The 15584-nt window shown below is 65.2% G+C and carries 14 protein-coding genes; 3 read left to right on the forward strand and 11 right to left on the reverse strand.

Features of this window, described 5'->3' with window-relative positions; all coding sequences use genetic code 11:
• The first annotated feature begins 206 nt into the window (after positions 1-206).
• Positions 207-1244 (forward strand): GGDEF domain-containing protein, encoded by a 1038-nt coding sequence (locus tag JNA92_RS14230; RefSeq protein ID WP_241805287.1) that lies wholly within the window; start codon positions 207-209, stop codon positions 1242-1244.
• Between the two features lie 89 nt (positions 1245-1333).
• Here the strand turns inward: JNA92_RS14230 and JNA92_RS14235 are convergent, their stop codons facing one another.
• The 8 genes from JNA92_RS14235 to JNA92_RS14270 form a co-directional block, all read right to left on the reverse strand.
• Positions 1334-1753 carry a DUF6691 family protein gene (locus JNA92_RS14235; protein WP_241805288.1) on the reverse strand — a complete coding sequence of 140 codons (420 nt, stop codon included), beginning with the start codon at positions 1751-1753 and terminating at the stop codon, positions 1334-1336.
• Between the two features lie 2 nt (positions 1754-1755).
• A complete protein-coding gene (locus tag JNA92_RS14240; RefSeq protein WP_241805289.1) occupies positions 1756-2190 on the reverse strand; it encodes a YeeE/YedE family protein in 435 nt (144 codons plus the stop codon).
• Positions 2191-2284: 94 nt separating this feature from the next.
• Positions 2285-3604 carry a serine hydrolase domain-containing protein gene (locus JNA92_RS14245; RefSeq protein WP_241805290.1) on the reverse strand — a complete coding sequence of 440 codons (1320 nt, stop codon included), beginning with the start codon at positions 3602-3604 and terminating at the stop codon, positions 2285-2287.
• 21 nt (positions 3605-3625) lie between these two features.
• On the reverse strand, positions 3626-5479 hold the full coding sequence (locus JNA92_RS14250; RefSeq protein WP_241805291.1) for a DUF1302 domain-containing protein: 1854 nt from the start codon (positions 5477-5479) through the stop codon (positions 3626-3628).
• Between the two features lie 242 nt (positions 5480-5721).
• Positions 5722-6153 carry an acyl-CoA thioesterase gene (locus tag JNA92_RS14255; RefSeq protein WP_241805292.1) on the reverse strand — a complete coding sequence of 144 codons (432 nt, stop codon included), beginning with the start codon at positions 6151-6153 and terminating at the stop codon, positions 5722-5724.
• A gap of 2 nt (positions 6154-6155) precedes the next feature.
• A complete protein-coding gene (locus JNA92_RS14260; protein WP_241805293.1) occupies positions 6156-7319 on the reverse strand; it encodes an iron-containing alcohol dehydrogenase in 1164 nt (387 codons plus the stop codon).
• Positions 7320-7360: 41 nt separating this feature from the next.
• Positions 7361-9148 (reverse strand): acyl-CoA dehydrogenase C-terminal domain-containing protein, encoded by a 1788-nt coding sequence (locus tag JNA92_RS14265; protein WP_241805294.1) that lies wholly within the window; start codon positions 9146-9148, stop codon positions 7361-7363.
• A complete protein-coding gene (locus JNA92_RS14270) occupies positions 9145-10383 on the reverse strand; it encodes a 3-hydroxyacyl-CoA dehydrogenase NAD-binding domain-containing protein (protein WP_241805295.1) in 1239 nt (412 codons plus the stop codon). Before JNA92_RS14270 ends, JNA92_RS14265 begins: the two co-directional genes overlap by 4 nt.
• A 98-nt stretch (positions 10384-10481) precedes the next feature.
• Here JNA92_RS14270 and JNA92_RS14275 point away from each other — a divergent pair, with 98 nt between their 5' ends.
• On the forward strand, positions 10482-11381 hold the full coding sequence (locus JNA92_RS14275) for a LysR family transcriptional regulator (RefSeq protein WP_241805296.1): 900 nt from the start codon (positions 10482-10484) through the stop codon (positions 11379-11381).
• Positions 11382-11483: 102 nt separating this feature from the next.
• The gene (locus JNA92_RS14280) at positions 11484-13442 is read left to right on the forward strand and encodes an alkyl/aryl-sulfatase (protein ID WP_241805297.1); all 1959 of its coding nucleotides are present in this window, start codon (positions 11484-11486) and stop codon (positions 13440-13442) included.
• Positions 13443-13460: 18 nt separating this feature from the next.
• Here the strand turns inward: JNA92_RS14280 and JNA92_RS14285 are convergent, their stop codons facing one another.
• From JNA92_RS14285 to JNA92_RS14295, 3 genes are read right to left on the reverse strand one after another with little or no spacing between them, the layout of a single operon-like run.
• Positions 13461-13760, reverse strand: a complete 300-nt coding sequence (locus JNA92_RS14285; RefSeq protein ID WP_241805298.1) for a DUF202 domain-containing protein — start codon at positions 13758-13760, stop codon at positions 13461-13463.
• Positions 13753-14139, reverse strand: coding sequence for a YidH family protein (locus JNA92_RS14290; protein WP_241805299.1), 387 nt, complete (start codon positions 14137-14139; stop codon positions 13753-13755). Before JNA92_RS14290 ends, JNA92_RS14285 begins: the two co-directional genes overlap by 8 nt.
• Positions 14140-14167: 28 nt before the next feature.
• Positions 14168-15505, reverse strand: coding sequence for a DUF1329 domain-containing protein (locus JNA92_RS14295; RefSeq protein ID WP_241805300.1), 1338 nt, complete (start codon positions 15503-15505; stop codon positions 14168-14170).
• Positions 15506-15584: the final 79 nt, after the last annotated feature.

Genomic DNA, 15584 nt, shown 5'->3' on the forward strand with positions numbered 1-15584 from the left:
TGGGCCATACTGTTGCCGAACTATCAGGCGTGAATGCGTCCTTGAGCCTGGCCTGCGGATTTAGCATTTGGCCTGGAAATGCTGCAGTTTGCGTCCTATACCAGAACATCCCGTTTTGCTAGAAAATCGCGTGCTGATCCTGTCCTCGCAACGAATGCCGCAGCCTCTGACAGGTGCCGCCCGCACCCCCAGAAAAAGGAAGCCCCATGCCAGCTTGTCCCCTGCCCTCCGACGAAGCAGCCCGCCAACGCACTCTGGATGAGATGCACCTGCTCGACACACCGGCCGAGCATTACCTCGACACCCTGGTACGGCTTACCCAGCAACTGGCGCAAGTGGACACCGTGCTGATCAGCCTGATCGACCAGGAGCGCCAGTGGTTCAAGGCACGTATCGGGCTGGAGGCCACCGAGACGCCGCGCAACGTTTCATTCTGTGGCTACGCCATCCTTGGCGAAGGCACCTTGTTGGTGCCCGATGCCACGCATGACCCGCGTTTCGTCGACAACCCGCTGGTACTCAGCCCACCCTACATCCGCTTTTACGCTGGCCATCCGTTGCGCGCGGGGAATGGCAAAGCCATAGGGACGTTGTGCATGCTCGACCCTCGCCCGCGCACGCTGAACGAGACGCAGCAAGCCAACTTCAAGGACCTGGCCACCCTCGCAGAGGGTTATCTGCAGTTGCGTGGCCTGATCCAGACCAACCGTGACCTGCGCCTGGAAATGGACCGAGAGCAGCGCAAGGCCATGCTCGACCCTTTGACGCAGCTGTGGAACCGCAACGGTCTGACAGCGTTCGAGGACCACGAGCGGCGCCGCGCAGCACAGAGCAGCCTGCGCCTGGGGGCGATCTATGCAGACCTCGACCATTTCAAACGCATCAACGACCGGTATGGCCATGCCACTGGCGATCAGGTGCTGTGCGAATGCGCCCGCCGCCTGCGCGCAGCGCTGCGCCCGGACGATCTGGTGGTGCGCCAGGGCGGCGAGGAATTCGTCGCGCTGGTCATGGTCAACGACAGCGAAGAGCTCAAGGGGATTGCAGAGCGGGTGCGGCAGATGATTGGCAGCGAACCGCTACAACTGCCCACCGGCCCGCTGCGTGTCAGCCTGAGCATCGGCTGCACGCTGCTCAACGATCAAGAGCACCTCGACCGGGCGCTGGAACGCGCCGACTCCGGGCTCTACAGCGCCAAGCAGAATGGGCGTGACCGGGTGGTTTATGTAGCAACCGTTGACTGACCTGGACATCTGTAGACGCAAGAGTTGGCCTGTGCCTGACGTTCGTTTCAGGACAGCGTGATCCATGCAAACAGGCGGCGGGCACCTCCTCAGGGTGTACGCCGCCCCTGCAGCACAGTGAACGCATACATCCCCGCCAGCATGGCCAATACGAATACCAGTATCTGCCAGTGCCCGGTGAGCGAGATAGCGACCGCAGGCCCCGGGCAGATGCCGGCAATGCCCCAGCCTATGCCGAACACCAGGCTGCCACCGATCAGACGGGCGTCCAGCTCTCTTTTCACAGGTAACTGCATAGGGGCGCCCAGCAACGACCGCTGGTGTTTGCGGGCCCAATTCAACGGCGCAGCCGCCACCGCGATGGCCCCGGCCATCACCAGTGCAAGTGACGGATCCCAGGCCCCGGTCACATCGAGAAAAGCCAGCACTTTGGCGGGGTTCGCCATTCCTGCCAACAGCAGGCCCAGACCAAAGATCAACCCGGCGACAAAAGCCGTCAACTTGTTCATTCTCAGGCCCCCAGCGCATGGCGGATGACGTACACGGTGGCAAAACCGCTGGCCATGAAGCACACCGTCGCCACGATGGAGCGGGGAGACAAGCGGGAGACACCACACACGCCGTGGCCACTGGTACAACCCGAGCCGTATCGTGTCCCCAAGCCAACCAGCAGCCCGGCAATCACCAACGCCGGCCACGGGGTATCGATTTCGATTTCCGGCAGCACGGCGAACAGCCCCCACAGCAAAGGCGTAATCAGCAGGCCGAGAACAAACAGCGCCTTCTCACCCCAGCCCTCACTGCCCCTTTGCATCACACTTGCAAGCAGGCCGCTGATGCCGGCGATGCGGCCATTGGCCAGAATGAACAGGCTGGCGGCCAGCCCGATCAAGGCCCCTCCCCCCAAAGCACTCCAGGGTGTGAAGTTGATCCAATCAATGCTCATGTTGCACCTCCGGCGCAGTGAACCTGGTATAGGGCGTTGAACAGCACAGCAAGATGGCACGCATGATAACGATTCGCCGAACGCCCCACACCGCTCAACCCGGCAGCGCCGCCAACACCGCAGTGACCATGCCGTTGAACGTCGCCGGTGAGTCCACCACGCGTGCAGTGACTTTCGCCTCACCGTCGGCACGGGTGGCGCGCCGGGCCTGGTCGGCAGTGGCCGACAGCTTGACGATCACTACTTCGCGGCGCGGGTTGATATAGATTTTCTGACCGAAGCGCCCGCTGGCCTCGACAGAGCCGTCGCCATCGTTTTTCTGATACCAGTAGTTGCGATAAGCGTAGCCCGGGCGGCCGGGGGCAAGGTTGCCTTGGGCGAACGACGCCGGGTCAGCGGGCTGGAACGTGCTGCGCACCGCTTGGTTGAAACTGTCACCCTTGACGTCACGGGCCAGCTCACGGCGCACCCGTTCAGCGAAGCGCGCCGTGTCGCGCAGGTTGCAGCTGATACCGCCGCTGGCCATCTCGGTACCGAGCGGGTCGACTTGCACATAGGCATCGTCCTGGGCGAAGCGTGACCAGATACGTTGTTCAACCAGTTGCGCCCAGTTCAGCCCGGTGATGCGCCGCAGTGCCCAGGCCAACGCTTCGGGTGAGCCGTTCTGGTAGAAAAACAGCGGTTTGGCGCCTGAGTCGGGCGCCTTTCGTGCGTGCTGGAGGAAACTGTAGATATCCCCCGGCATGCCTTCGGCGCGAGGTATGAGCCCCGTGGCGGCAAACAGCCCCAGGTCCGGCGGCATCTGCGGCGGGTACTCCACCGCCACCTGCATGTCCAGGTTGGCCTGCACCGTCGCCTCGCCAAATGGCGTGCCGCTGAGTTCCGGCACGTAATGCGCCAATGTACGTTGCGGGTCCAGCGTGCCTTCGGCGATCAGTTGGGCGGCGATCAGGCCAGTCACGGACTTGGTCATCGAGGCCCAGATATGCGGCTGCCCGGGTTGGAAACCCTCCAGATAACGCTCGTACACCACCTGGCCACGGTGCAGCACGATGAGCCCGTCGGTGCTGGTCTGTTGCAGGTAGCTCGCCAACGTCAGGGGCTGCTCGCCGGCAGTGAACGCCACCTGGTCAAGCGCCAGCTCGGTGCCTGTCGGCAAGGCCAGCGGCGTGGACGCGCGGCCGATGCCCCGGGTCGGCGAAACCTCGCGGGCGTGGCGCATGGACCAGCGCAGGAACGGGGGCTGGAACGCGTTGGCCTGGTTCACGCGCAACTGCGGTGCAGGGGGAAACCCTTGCATCACGCCCTGCTCTGCCGGTGCGCTGCTGGCCACGCCCGGGGCAAGTGTACCGGCCAGCATCAAAGCGATGGCCGGCAGGTTGGCCGGTGATGGGTGTATGCTGCGTTTGGACATAGTCTTGCCTCCTTGAGTGGTCTAGAAGTTGGCGCCCACGCTCACGGCCACGTAGTCGCGGTCGCCGCGGGTGCCGTAATCGCCATCGAGATAATCGGTATAGGCAAGGCTTGCCCAGTACTTGCTGGCCAGCGCCACGTCCACGCCCAGGCTGATCGAGCGCGAGCCTTCATTGAAGCCCGACCCATCGGCAGGCGAATAGCCTTTCACGTCGTGGGACCAGGCCAGGTTAGGGCGGATGTCCAGGCCCGGGACCAGGTTCTGGTAGCTCCAGGTCGCCCGCAGCCGGTAGCCCCAGGAAAACGGCGTGACGAACCCTTCGCCGTTGCAGTCCGCAGGGCTTTTCGAGATCGCCTGGCAGAGGCTGTTATCGGCCAGCTCACCATTGCCGTAGGCCCCCGAGCGACCATAACGCGGCCCGAAACGCCCCTCGAGCCCGCCCACATAGGTTGCGCCCACCTCCCCCATCAGCAGCAGCTGGTTGGCGCCCATCACCTGGCTGAACGCCTGCATCGCCGACACTTGGGCCTGGGTCACTTCCTTGCGTCGATACCCGTCGAACAAGGTGTCGTCGGTGGGTGGGCGCAGGCCTTCGGCGTTGAGCGGGCTGCGGCCCGGGGCGTTGAGCAGCGACTGCAGCACATCGTTACCGTTGAGTTGCACCGGCTGGTTGGGGCGGTGGCTCAACTCCCCCTGCACGGCGGTGCCGTTGTGCAGGGTGGTGGCGAAGGTGATGCCGTAGAGCCGGATATCCTCGGGGTACTGCGCCAGGTACTGCGAGGTTCCCATGCGCAGGGCGCCGGCCAGGGACTGCCCGCTGCTCGACGCCAGGAAGGCACCGCAGCCAGACAGTGGCACGCCAACCGTGCTGCACAGGTCCCTGGCAAAACCGGTATTGGCGTAGTAGCGGCTGCTGACTGTGCCCAGGTAGGGAGAGCGGCTGTGGTAGTTGGCCGCGAACAGGCCAAACTCGGTATCCAGCGATTGCACATACCAGTGCAAGGCAAACCCCCATTGGCCTCCATTGCGCGCATCCTGGTCGGCCCCACGCGGCACGCGCACGCCCTCATCGGTGAGTGTCACACCCAGGGACGCCAGCGCTTGGGAAACACCCGGGTTGGCGACCATCTGCCCACCCACGTCCAGGCCTTGGCAGCCCTCGGGCATGAAGTCGTTGTTGGAGAAGAAGGTCGCACAGTTGTCCAACCGGGTCTGCTCCCAGTCCAGTTGGTAGAAGGCGTCGAATGACAGGGCCTGGTTGAGGTTCTGCGTGACATACAGAAGGTTGACCGGCGCCAGCGCGTCTTTGACCTCTGAGCCTGGCCGGCGCAACGCGGCCTGATTGAACGGGCTGATCACGTTCAGGCCACCCTGGATGAACAGGCTTTCGCCCCAGTTCACGACCTGTTTGCCCAGGCGCACCGAGCCGGGCTCGCCGTCGATGTCGTAGAGGGCATAGGCAAAGGCATCGAGCAGTTCCGCTGCGGCAGTTTTAGCCGATGCCTGGCGGTTGTGGTCGTCGATGTCGACTGCACGCTGGCTATGGTCGCGTTGCACCGTGTCATACCAGTAGGTGCCGCGCAGAAACACCCCAACGTTGTCCCGGTGCAGTTCCAGGTCATGGGTTGCTTTGAAAATGGCCGAGAACACATCACCCGAGCGGTAGTTCCGCCGCCCGTCATTACTGTTGGCGGCCTGCAACTGCTGCTTGTCGGGGTTGGCTGTGCTGACGGCAGTGCCGAACGACAGCGCCGTGTCGAACCGCCCTTCGAGCGGGCCGGCCTGGAACTGCAAGGCAGCCGCCGGGGCGGCTAGCAGGCAGCATAGCGCCGCCAGCGGCGCTTGGCGCCGGCAGATACGGATGTATTCGCTCACTCTTAACCTCTTGTTGTTTTATTCGAGAGTGAAAGGTGGGGTAGCACAGATGAACTGCCGGTCGCCGAGGCAGGCGGTACCGGTAATCTGGATTATCGGGGCAGTGAACGCGGGCTCACAAATAGCGTCTTCGGATCAGTGCCATGCCAGATTGTTATGGCCTGGGCGGGGCTTGAGAGAGGCGTTCGGGGCTGCCCGGGTTTATGGGGCGGCGCGAATCGAGCACCGCCCCGCAGGTGACCTCACACCGCCAACAGTTCCAAGGCCCTGCGCACCTTGCCTGGTATGGCAACCGCACGCTGCTCACGACGATCGACGAATACATGGGTGAAACGCCCGGCCGCGCACGCTTGAGGTTCCCCCTCGACGAAGACGGCCAGCGCGTAGTGCACCGAACTGTTGCCTATCCCCGTGACCGCGATACCCACTTCAATGCGCTGCGGAAAGGCGACCGCGGCGAAGTAGTCGCAAGCAGACCCGGCCACATAGGCCACCACCGGGTCGCGGTGAATATCCAGACCGGCATGCTCGATCAGCCAGGTGTTCACCGCGCTGTCGAAAAAACCGTAGTAGACGACATTGTTCACATGCCCATACAGGTCGTTGTCGTGCCAGCGCGTGGTGATCGGCTGGAAGTGGCGATAGGCGCCGCGTAGCGGGCGTTCCCTGGCCATGATCAGAACGCCGCCTGGTAAAGTTCGACGGCATCGGCAAGGGTGACCTTGCGCGGGTTGTTCACCAGCAGGCGCTGTTGTTGCAGCGCTTCTTCAGCAAGCTGTTGCAAACTGTGCCGGGGCACGCCGACATCCCGCAACCGGCTCGGCAAGCCGCAGCGAGGTGCCAATTGCTCCAGCTCGGCAATGAACTGGCTGCACAACTCATGGGGCCCGCCAGGCACCAGCCGCTCGCCCAACAAGGCCGGCGCCAGCGCCGCGTAGTCGGCGAATGCCTCGCTACGGTTGAAGCGCATGACATGCGGCAGGACCAAGGCATTGGCCAGCCCGTGCGGTACGTGAAAGCGCGCCCCCAGCGGGTAGGCCAAGGCGTGCACCGCAGCGACCGGTGCGTTGGCGAACGCCTGGCCGGCCAGGCAAGCCCCCAGCAGCATGGCCTGACGGGCCTGCAGATTACCGCCGTTGTGGACTGCCTGGTCGAGGTTGCCTGCCAGCAGTGTCAAGGCTTCGCGGGCCAGCAGGCTGGACAGTGGGTTGCGCTTGAACTTGCTGGTGCTGGCTTCGATGGCATGCACCATCGCATCGATGCCCGTGGCGGCCGTGATCGCAGGTGGCAGGCCCAGCGTGCGCTCGGCATCGAGCAGCGCCAGGTCTGGCAGCAGCAGCGGTGAAATCACCGCCATCTTGGCGCACTCGCCGGTGGTGATGACGGCAATGGGCGTGACCTCCGAGCCGGTACCCGCAGTGGTCGGGACCTGGATCAGGGGCAGGCGCTGGCCCTTGGCCTGGTCAATGCCATACACCGCCTCCAGGGTCTGGTCGCACCCTGGGTGGGCCAGCAGCGCGACCAGCTTGGCGACATCCATGGAGCTGCCGCCACCGAAACCGACGATCAGCTCGGCACCGATATGCCGGGCACGGCCGACCGCAGCCAGCACGCAGGCATGGCTGGGGTCGGCGCTGACATCACTGAAGATCGCCGCACTCAGGTTCGCCCGGGTGAAGCCAGGCAGGATGTCGTCAAGCATCCCCAGGCTGACCAGACCGGGGTCGGTAACGATCAGCACGCGGCGCACGCCGCGTTGCTGACACAACTGGGCCAGGCGACCCGCAGCGCCCGGTTCGCAGAGCAGGTGAGCGGTCGTGGCAAAACTGAATGGCTGCATGTTCAGGGTCCTTTTGTTCTTGTGGGTGAACGGCGCAGCGCTCAGAAGGCGAAGTGCGCTTCATTCAGGCTCATCAGGCACTGCGCGCCGCCACGCAAAGCCTCACAGTGGGCACTTGCGCGCGGCAGGATGCGCCGCCAGTAAAAGTCCGCTGCGTGCAATTTGGCCTGATAGAAAGCGCTGTCGCCGCTGCCGGCGGCCAGTGCCGCACGGGCCCGCTCGGCCGCCCGCAGCCACAGCGCAGCCAGCAGCACATAGCCTGAATAGGCAAGAAAATCGACCGACACCGCGCCAATTTCCTGGGGGTCGCAGCGGCAGGCATCGAGCACCTCGGCGCTCAGGTTGCGCCACTCCTGCAGGCGCAGGGTCACCGCCTCGGCCATCGCTGCCAGGTCATCTGCGCGGCACGCGTGCGCCGCCTCCAGCAGGTCATCGATCAACAGGCGCAGCTGTTCGCCACCATCGGCCAGCACCTTGCGTCGCACGAGGTCCAGGGCCTGAATGCCATTGGTGCCCTCATACAGCTGGGTGATGCGGCTGTCGCGCATCAACTGCTCCATGCCCCACTCGCGAATGTAACCATGGCCGCCATACAGCTGCACGCCCAGGCTGGCGACCTCCTGGCCGACATCGGTGAGGAAGGCCTTGACCACCGGAATCAGCAGCGCTGCCCGACGCCCGGCGGCAGCCTGCACTTCAGGCTGCGCCGCACCCTGCTCCAGGTCGAGCGCCTGTGCAGCATAGGCCGCCAGCATCCGGCAACCCTCGCTGAGGGTCTTCTGGGTCAGCAGCATGCGCCGCACATCAGGGTGGCAGATGATCGGGTCGGCACTGCGCTCGGGCGCCACCGGGCCGGCCAGGCTACGCGACTGCAAGCGCTCGCGGGCGTAGGTCAGGCCGCCCTGGAAGGCAGCTTCGGCAATGCCCAGCCCCTGCAGCCCCACCTGAAAGCGCGCATCGTTCATCATGGTGAACATGCACGCCAGGCCCTGGTTGGCTTCACCCACCAGCCAGCCGCGGGCGCCGTCGAAGTTCATCACGCAGGTGGCTGCCCCCTTGATGCCCATCTTGTGTTCAAGGGCACCGCAGCCCAAGGCGTTGGGCACCCCCGGCCCACCGTCGGCCGCGCACTCGAACTTGGGCACCAGGAACAGGCTGATGCCGCGCACACCGGCCGGCGCATCGGGCAGGCGCGCCAGCACCAGGTGGATGATGTTGTCGGTCAGGTCCTGGTCGCCGCCACTGATGAAGATCTTGCTGCCACTGATGCGATAGCTGCCATCGCCTTGCGGCTCGGCCCGGGTACGCAACAGCGCCAGGTCGGTGCCAGCCTGCGGTTCGGTCAGGCACATGGTGCCGGCCCACTCGCCGCTGACCAGCTTGCCCAGGTAGTCGCGTTTGAGCGCCGGGCTGCCATGGCGATGCAGCGCCAGCACAGCGCCTTCGGTGAGGCCCGAATAGATGCGAAACGACAGCGAGGCGCCCATCAGCATTTCGTGGAAACAGGCTGCGACCATCTGCGGCAGGCCCTGGCCATCGTGCTCGGTCGGGCCAGTCATGCCGCCCCAGCCCTGCTCGACATACAGCCGGTAGGCCTGGCGGAAGCCTTCGGGGGTCAGCACCTGCCCCTGTTCCAGGCGGCAGCCCTGCTCGTCGCCCTGGCGATTGAGCGGGGCCACCACCTCGCTGGCAAAGCGAGCGCCCTGTTCAAGGATGCCATCGATGGTTTCACGGTCCAGACCGTTGCCCAGGCGGGCGCAATGTTGCGCCACATCGAACACCTCATGCAGGACGAACTGCATGTCACGCAGGGGGGCTCGGTAGTTCATACGCGGCCCTCATTCACGTCAGCCAACTGTTTGCCAGCTGCCGCCAGCCGCATCAGAAGACCCGCCGGGCGCCAGTGTTCGCCAAACAGGCCTTGCAGCCGCTCCAGCCTCGCCAGCAGCAGCCCCAGCCCTTGCCGATCGGCCCAGGACATCGGCCCGCCCGTCTCTGCCGGGAAGCCATAGCCATGCAAGTAGACCCGGTCGATGTCCTGGCTGCTGCTGGCTATGCCCTGCTCGAGAATCTTCGCCCCTTCATTGACCAGCGCCAGCAGGCAGCGCTCACGGATTTCCTCATCGTCGATCGGACGCCGACGCACACCCAGGTCCTGAGCGACCTTGAGCACCAAGGCATCCACTTCGGGGTCATGCACGGCTTCGCGGCTGCCGGGTGCGTACCGGTAATAGCCCTGGCCAACCTTCTGCCCGAAGCGACCGAGCGCGCACAGGGCATTGTCGACCTGGACCAACGGGGCATCCATCCCCTGCCCGGCCAATTGACGTGCGCGCCACTCCAGGTCGATGCCTACCACGTCGTACATGCGGAACGGCCCCATGGCAAAGCCGAACCCCTGCAGCGCCTCGTCCACCTGCCGCGGCGTGGCACCCTCGAGCAGCAACTGGCGGGCCTCGGCGACATAGGTGCGCAACATGCGGTTGCCAATGAAACCGGGGCAGTTCCCAGCGACCACCACCTCCTTGCCGATGCGCTGGCCCAGCGCCACGGCCGCCTCCAGCACTGTGGGCGCGGTGCACTTCCCGCGCACCACCTCCAGCAGCTTCATCACATGCGCCGGGCTGAAAAAGTGCAGCCCCAACACCTGTTCAGGCCGCCCGGTGACGGCGGCGATGGCATCGATGTCCAGCGCCGAGGTATTGCTGGCCAGGATCGCTTCAGGCTTGAGTGTGCTGTCCAGGGTGCGGAAGATCTCTTGCTTGAGCGCCAGGTTTTCGTACACCGCCTCGATCACCAGGTCGGCCTCGGCCAGCTCGGTGTAAGCCGTGACCTGCCGCACGCGAGCCAGGCAGGCATCGGCCTGGGCCTGGTCGATGCGGCCTTTGGCGACCTGCTGCGCCCACGTCTGCGCAAGCATGGCCAGGCCTGCCTCGGTGGCGCTGGGGTCGTTGTCCAGCCACAGCACAGGCAGCCCGGCACGGGCCAGGCTGATGACGATGCCGCGGCCCATGGTGCCGGCGCCGATCACTGCAGCCTGCTGAACGTTATAGGAAGTACTCACGGGTGACACTCCTGATTCGGTGTAAAGGCATTGCCCCCACCCTAGTCAGGCGCCTACTATTTTTGAAATTCTAATTTTCCATCCCATGTATTTTTCGCATGAATATAGCCAACTTCGATCTCAACTTGCTGCGTGTGCTGGACATGCTGCTGCGTGAACAGAACGTGTCACGTGCTGCCGAGCGCCTGGCGTTGACCCAGCCGACGGTGAGCAACGCCCTGGCGCGTCTACGGGACATTCTCGGTGACCCGCTGCTGGTGCGGGTCGGCCGACGCATGCGCCCAACCCCCCGCGCCCTGGCCCTGGAAGGGCCAATTCGCGCGGCCCTGCAGCAGATCGAGCAGACCCTCGGCGCTGGCGACAGCTTCGACCCAGGCCGCAGCCACCGGCAACTGCGCATCGCCCTGACCGACTTCGCCGAACAATTGTGCATGCCCAGGTTGCTCGCCACCTTGCAAACCCAGGCGCCGCATCTGCGTGTGGACGTGCTGCACCTGGCACCCAACCTGCCGGCCGAAGCCCTCGACCGTGGCGAACTCGACCTGGTGCTGGGGCGCTTCGACGATGTGCCGGCGCGCTACGAGCGCCGCCACTGGCGCAGCGAAACCCTGCACGTGGCGGTGCGCCAGGGGCATCCAGAGGTCGATGGCGCGCTCGACCTGCAAGCCTTCCTGGGCTTGCGTCACCTCTGGGTGCACGGCGGCCAGACCCGGGGCATGGTCGACCAGTGGCTGGCCGAACAGGGCCTTGCGCGGCGCATCGCCTATACCACGCCCAATTACCTGCAGGCCGCTCACCTGGCGGCCAGCTCCGACCTGTGCGTGGTCTTGCCCACCGCACTGGCCCGCCATTTCGCCCAGCTACTGCCCTTGCAGGTCTTTGACCTGCCCTTCGCCCTGGAGCCCTTCGAGCTGGAACTGGTGTACCTTGCCCATCGTCAGCACGACCCGGCACTGGCCTGGCTGGTCGCGCGCATCATGGACATTCGCGCCGGCTGAGCCATCGCATTCAGGTATGGCCACCCATGCGAGAGTGGTATTGGTTCGCTGGCAATCGATGTCCTTAGAGTGGTGGCCCCCATAACAACAAGGACCACCCCTATGCGCCTACGCTACCTGCCCACCCTGCTGGCCCTCGCCCTGCCCTCTGCGGTGCTGGCCCAGGCACCGGCCAAGGATGCCACCGAGCTGACGCGCCAAAGCAACCAGCAGTGGCTGCAGCGCCTGCCCTTCGAGAACCGGGCAGACTTCGACAACGCCCGCCGCGGCCTGCTGGAAAGTGCCGACCAGGCGGTGCTCAATGCCGATGGCAAGACGGTCTGGGACCTGCAGCGCTACGCCTTCCTCAAGGGCGAGGCGCCGGCGACGGTCAACCCCAGCCTGTGGCGCATCGCCCAACTCAATACCATCGCCGGGCTGTTCAAGGTTACCGACCGCATCTACCAGATACGCGGCATGGACCTGGCCAACATGACCTTGATCGAAGGCGAACAGGGGCTGATCGTGATGGACCCGCTGCTGTCGGTGGAAACCGCCCGGGCCGGGCTGGCCATGTACTTCAGGCATCGCCCGCAGCGGCCGGTGGTGGCAGTGATCTACACCCACCCACACGTCGACCATTTTGGCGGCGTGCGCGGGGTGATCGATGAGGCCGACGTAAAGGCCGGCAAGGTTCAGGTCATCGCCCCTCAAGGCTTCTTCGAACATGCCATCAGCGAGAATGTACTGGCCGGGCCGGCGATGAAGCGCCGGGCACAGTACATGTATGGTGCGCCACTGCCACGCAGCGCCCGCGGGCAGGTTGACGCGGGCCTCGGCAAGGGCGTGCCGGCCAATGCCACAGTCAGCCTCATCGCCCCGACACGGCTGATCGAAAAGCCGTTCGAAACCCTGCGCATCGACGGCGTGGATATCGAGTTCCAGCTGACGCCCGGCACCGAAGCACCGGCCGAGATGAACCTGTGGTTCCCGGCGTTCAAAGCCCTGTGCATGGCAGAAAACGCCTCCCATGTGCAGCACAACATCCTCACCCTGCGTGGCGCGCAGGTGCGCGATGCCAAGGTCTGGGCGCACTACCTGGACCAGTCGCTGCTGCGTTACGGCGACAAGGCCGAGGTGGTGTTCGCCCAGCACCATTGGCCGACCTGGGGCGGCGCGGCGATCCGTGAATACCTGGCCGATCAGCGCGACATGTACGCCTTCCTCGACAGCCAGACGCTGCGCCTGCTCAACCGCGGCCTCACCCCTACCGAGATCGCCGCCGAACTGACCTCGCTGCCCCCCCGCCTGGCCAACAAATGGTACAGCCGTGACTACTACGGCTCGCTCAGCCACAACGTGCGGGCGGTGTACCAGCGCTACATGGGCTTCTACGACGGCAACCCGGCGACCCTCAACCCCTTGCCGCCGAGCGATGCAGGCCAGCGCTACGTGGCGGCGCTGGGCGGCAGCGAGCGGGTGCTGACGCTGGCGCGTGAGGCGTACGACAAGGGTGACTACCGCTGGGTGGCGGAGCTCACCCGGCACCTGGTGTTCGCCCAAGCCGACAACAGCGCTGCACGTGACCTGCAAGCCGATGCCCTGGAGCAACTGGGTTACCAGAGCGAGAACGCCACCTGGCGCAACGCCTACCTGACCGGTGCGCAGGAGCTGCGCAACGGCGTCGCGGCCGGTGCCAGCAAAGGCGGCAGCGCCGACGACTTGGTACGCGCACTGACCCCATCGCTGTTCTTCGACTACCTGGGTGTGCGCGTCGATGCCGCCAAGGCGGCTGAGCAGGACCTGACCATCAACTGGCGCTTCACCGACATCGATGAAGACTACGCCCTGACCCTGCGCAATGGCGTGCTGACTCACCGCGACCATGCACAGCACGCCCAAGCGGATGTGCAGATCAACATGAGCAAGGCCACCCTGGACCGCATCGCACTCAAGCAGACCGGTTTTCTCAAGGAAGCCAAGACGGGTGATATCGACATCAGCGGTGAGCGGGTGAAGTTCATGCAGTTCATGGCTGGGCTGGATGAGCCGGACGGGCGCTTCAATATCGTCACGCCCTGAGCCTGCAACGGCGCCGTGCTAAGCAGTGCGGCGCAACCACACGCCCAGCACCAACCCGGCCACCAGTAACGCAGCCAGCGGCACGGTGCGCACTGCAGCCCACCCCCGCTCGCTGCGCAACATGGCCAGGCCCCGGCGGTAGATGGCGCGTTCGCGGGCCCTGCCCAGTAGCGCCAACGACAGTGCCGCGCCGGCCACAGCCACCAGGCCGCCGCGCCAGGCCAGGCAAGCCAGTACCAGTAAAGCCAACTGGGTTCGCCGCCAGGCCAACACCGTACGCTCGGCCTGCAGCCCGGTATCGACCGGGCCGTCAGCCATGCCAACGTCCCCATAACAGCGGTATCAGTGCCGCGCAGGCCAGCGCGCAGGCCACGCTCAACAGCGGTACCAAGCGTGGCAGCGGCAATGGCGCAGCGCGGCGCAGGGCACGTTCCACCACCAGCCAGCGCCAACCAGCCCCCAGGCTTACCAGCAGGCTCGCCAGCAGCAACGCGAACTCCATGGCCAGGCGCCCGGATTGCGGCCAGGCATGCGCGGCAAAGGTTTCCAGGGCAATAGCACCGCCCAGCAATGCCAGGGCGGTGCGCAGCCAGGCCAGAAAGGTGCGTTCATTGGCCAGGGTGAAGCGCGGGTCAGGTGGCTTGCCAGGCCCCAGCAACCAGCGCTCCCAGGCGCTGTAATGGTGATCGGAACTCATCGGCTGTCCTGTGTGTGGCCCTGGGCGCTCAACGCAGCCCTTGGCTGCGCAGTGCCCCGGGCGAGAAGTACGAAGCGCTGGTGCGCAGGTCGAAGGTGAAGGGTTTGGGTTGCTCGTTGGTCAGGCCAGACAGCTGGTAACGCCCGTTGCGCAGGTCGTAGATCACCTCCATGGCGTTGACCAATGCCTGCCCGGTGACGTGGTAGTAACTGTGCGCCTGGGCCGTGCGCCACAGCCGCCCCTGGTGGTCGAAGAAGTCGGCTTCGACGATGGCCCAGCTGTCCTCGTCCAGGTAATAGCGGCGGCTGGCATAGATATGCTCGGCCCCGGGCTTGAGGGTACCGACCAGCTCCCATACCCGGTGCAATTCGTAGCGGGTTGGCTGCGGGTTGACGTGGCCCGGGCCGACCAGCGCGGTGTAGCTCAGCTGTGGCGAAGCCAGGCGATAACTGTTGTAGGGTACGTGCAGGGTTTTCTTGCCGATCAGGGTCCAGTGGTAAAGGTCCGGGGCACCGTTGAACATGTCGCGGCTGTCGGCGGTGCGCAGCCCGGCAGTCCCTGGGGTGATGCTGTCATAGGCCACGGCAGGCGCGCGCCGTACGCGTCGCTGGCTGCTGCTGTACAACCACGACAGGCGTGGCTGGGCGACCTGGTCGAGGGTTTCGTGCAGCACCAAGGCGTCACCTGCCAGGCGCGATGGCGCGGTCATGCGGTAGCTCAGGTAATACAGTACGTTGCTTGCCTGGCCGCCTGGCAGCACATCGGGCCGGGCGAAGGTTTGCTGCGCGCTGAACATGACGAAGCGACCATCACGACGCGGGGTGATGCTGTCCGAGGCCAGGCTGTAACTGCCGTTGCGTGGCCGCGTCAGGTGGTTCCACAGAACCTGCAGGCCATTGCGTGGCAGCGGAAACGCCAGTACTCCGGCAAAGCCCTGCACGCCATTGCCGTCATTGACCAGATGGGCGCTGGCGGCGTTGTGCCGGGCCCACTCGCTGACCCGAGCCGGCACCGCGACACTGCGGTGCGAGGGGTATACCGGCAGGCGAAAAGAGTCGGGAAAACGCTCGAGCAGCGCCACCTGGCCTGTCGTGAGCTGCTCGCGATAGCGCCGGTAGTTCTGCGCGGTGATGGTGTACAGCGGCTGCTCATCGGCGTAGGGGTCAAGCGGCGTGCCGTTGACCGCCAGTGAGACCTGCCCCGGTTGCAGCCCCCCGTTCCAGGCCGGTATGCGGCCATCACTGCTGGGTGCACGCTCGGCACCCACGGGTGTCAGTTGCGGGGGCAGTGGCGTAGCGCCAAGGGGGAGGGCCAGCAGGCTGGCATTGACGAGCAGGATACTTCGCAGCAGGGCGACAGCTTTCATGGGGTTGGCCTCTTGTTGTTGTTGGCTGACCTGGCCGTGCGGGCTTGCTTTGGCACGCCCCTTCCGGGTGATACTAGGA

Origin of the sequence: Pseudomonas putida (assembly GCF_022627325.1) — a bacterium.
Classification (GTDB): domain Bacteria; phylum Pseudomonadota; class Gammaproteobacteria; order Pseudomonadales; family Pseudomonadaceae; genus Aquipseudomonas; species Aquipseudomonas putida_X.

Coding starts and splice junctions, on each gene's coding strand:
- JNA92_RS14290 (WP_241805299.1), bottom strand. CDS start 14,139: ATGAGTTCCGATCACCATTACAGCGCCTGGGAGCGCTGGTTGCTGGGG.
- JNA92_RS14260 (WP_241805293.1), bottom strand. CDS start 7,319: ATGCAGCCATTCAGTTTTGCCACGACCGCTCACCTGCTCTGCGAACCG.
- JNA92_RS14285 (WP_241805298.1), bottom strand. CDS start 13,760: ATGGCTGACGGCCCGGTCGATACCGGGCTGCAGGCCGAGCGTACGGTG.
- JNA92_RS14230 (WP_241805287.1), top strand. CDS start 207: ATGCCAGCTTGTCCCCTGCCCTCCGACGAAGCAGCCCGCCAACGCACT.
- JNA92_RS14275 (WP_241805296.1), top strand. CDS start 10,482: ATGAATATAGCCAACTTCGATCTCAACTTGCTGCGTGTGCTGGACATG.
- JNA92_RS14240 (WP_241805289.1), bottom strand. CDS start 2,190: ATGAGCATTGATTGGATCAACTTCACACCCTGGAGTGCTTTGGGGGGA.
- JNA92_RS14245 (WP_241805290.1), bottom strand. CDS start 3,604: ATGTCCAAACGCAGCATACACCCATCACCGGCCAACCTGCCGGCCATC.
- JNA92_RS14235 (WP_241805288.1), bottom strand. CDS start 1,753: ATGAACAAGTTGACGGCTTTTGTCGCCGGGTTGATCTTTGGTCTGGGC.
- JNA92_RS14265 (WP_241805294.1), bottom strand. CDS start 9,148: ATGAACTACCGAGCCCCCCTGCGTGACATGCAGTTCGTCCTGCATGAG.
- JNA92_RS14295 (WP_241805300.1), bottom strand. CDS start 15,505: ATGAAAGCTGTCGCCCTGCTGCGAAGTATCCTGCTCGTCAATGCCAGC.
- JNA92_RS14280 (WP_241805297.1), top strand. CDS start 11,484: ATGCGCCTACGCTACCTGCCCACCCTGCTGGCCCTCGCCCTGCCCTCT.
- JNA92_RS14255 (WP_241805292.1), bottom strand. CDS start 6,153: ATGGCCAGGGAACGCCCGCTACGCGGCGCCTATCGCCACTTCCAGCCG.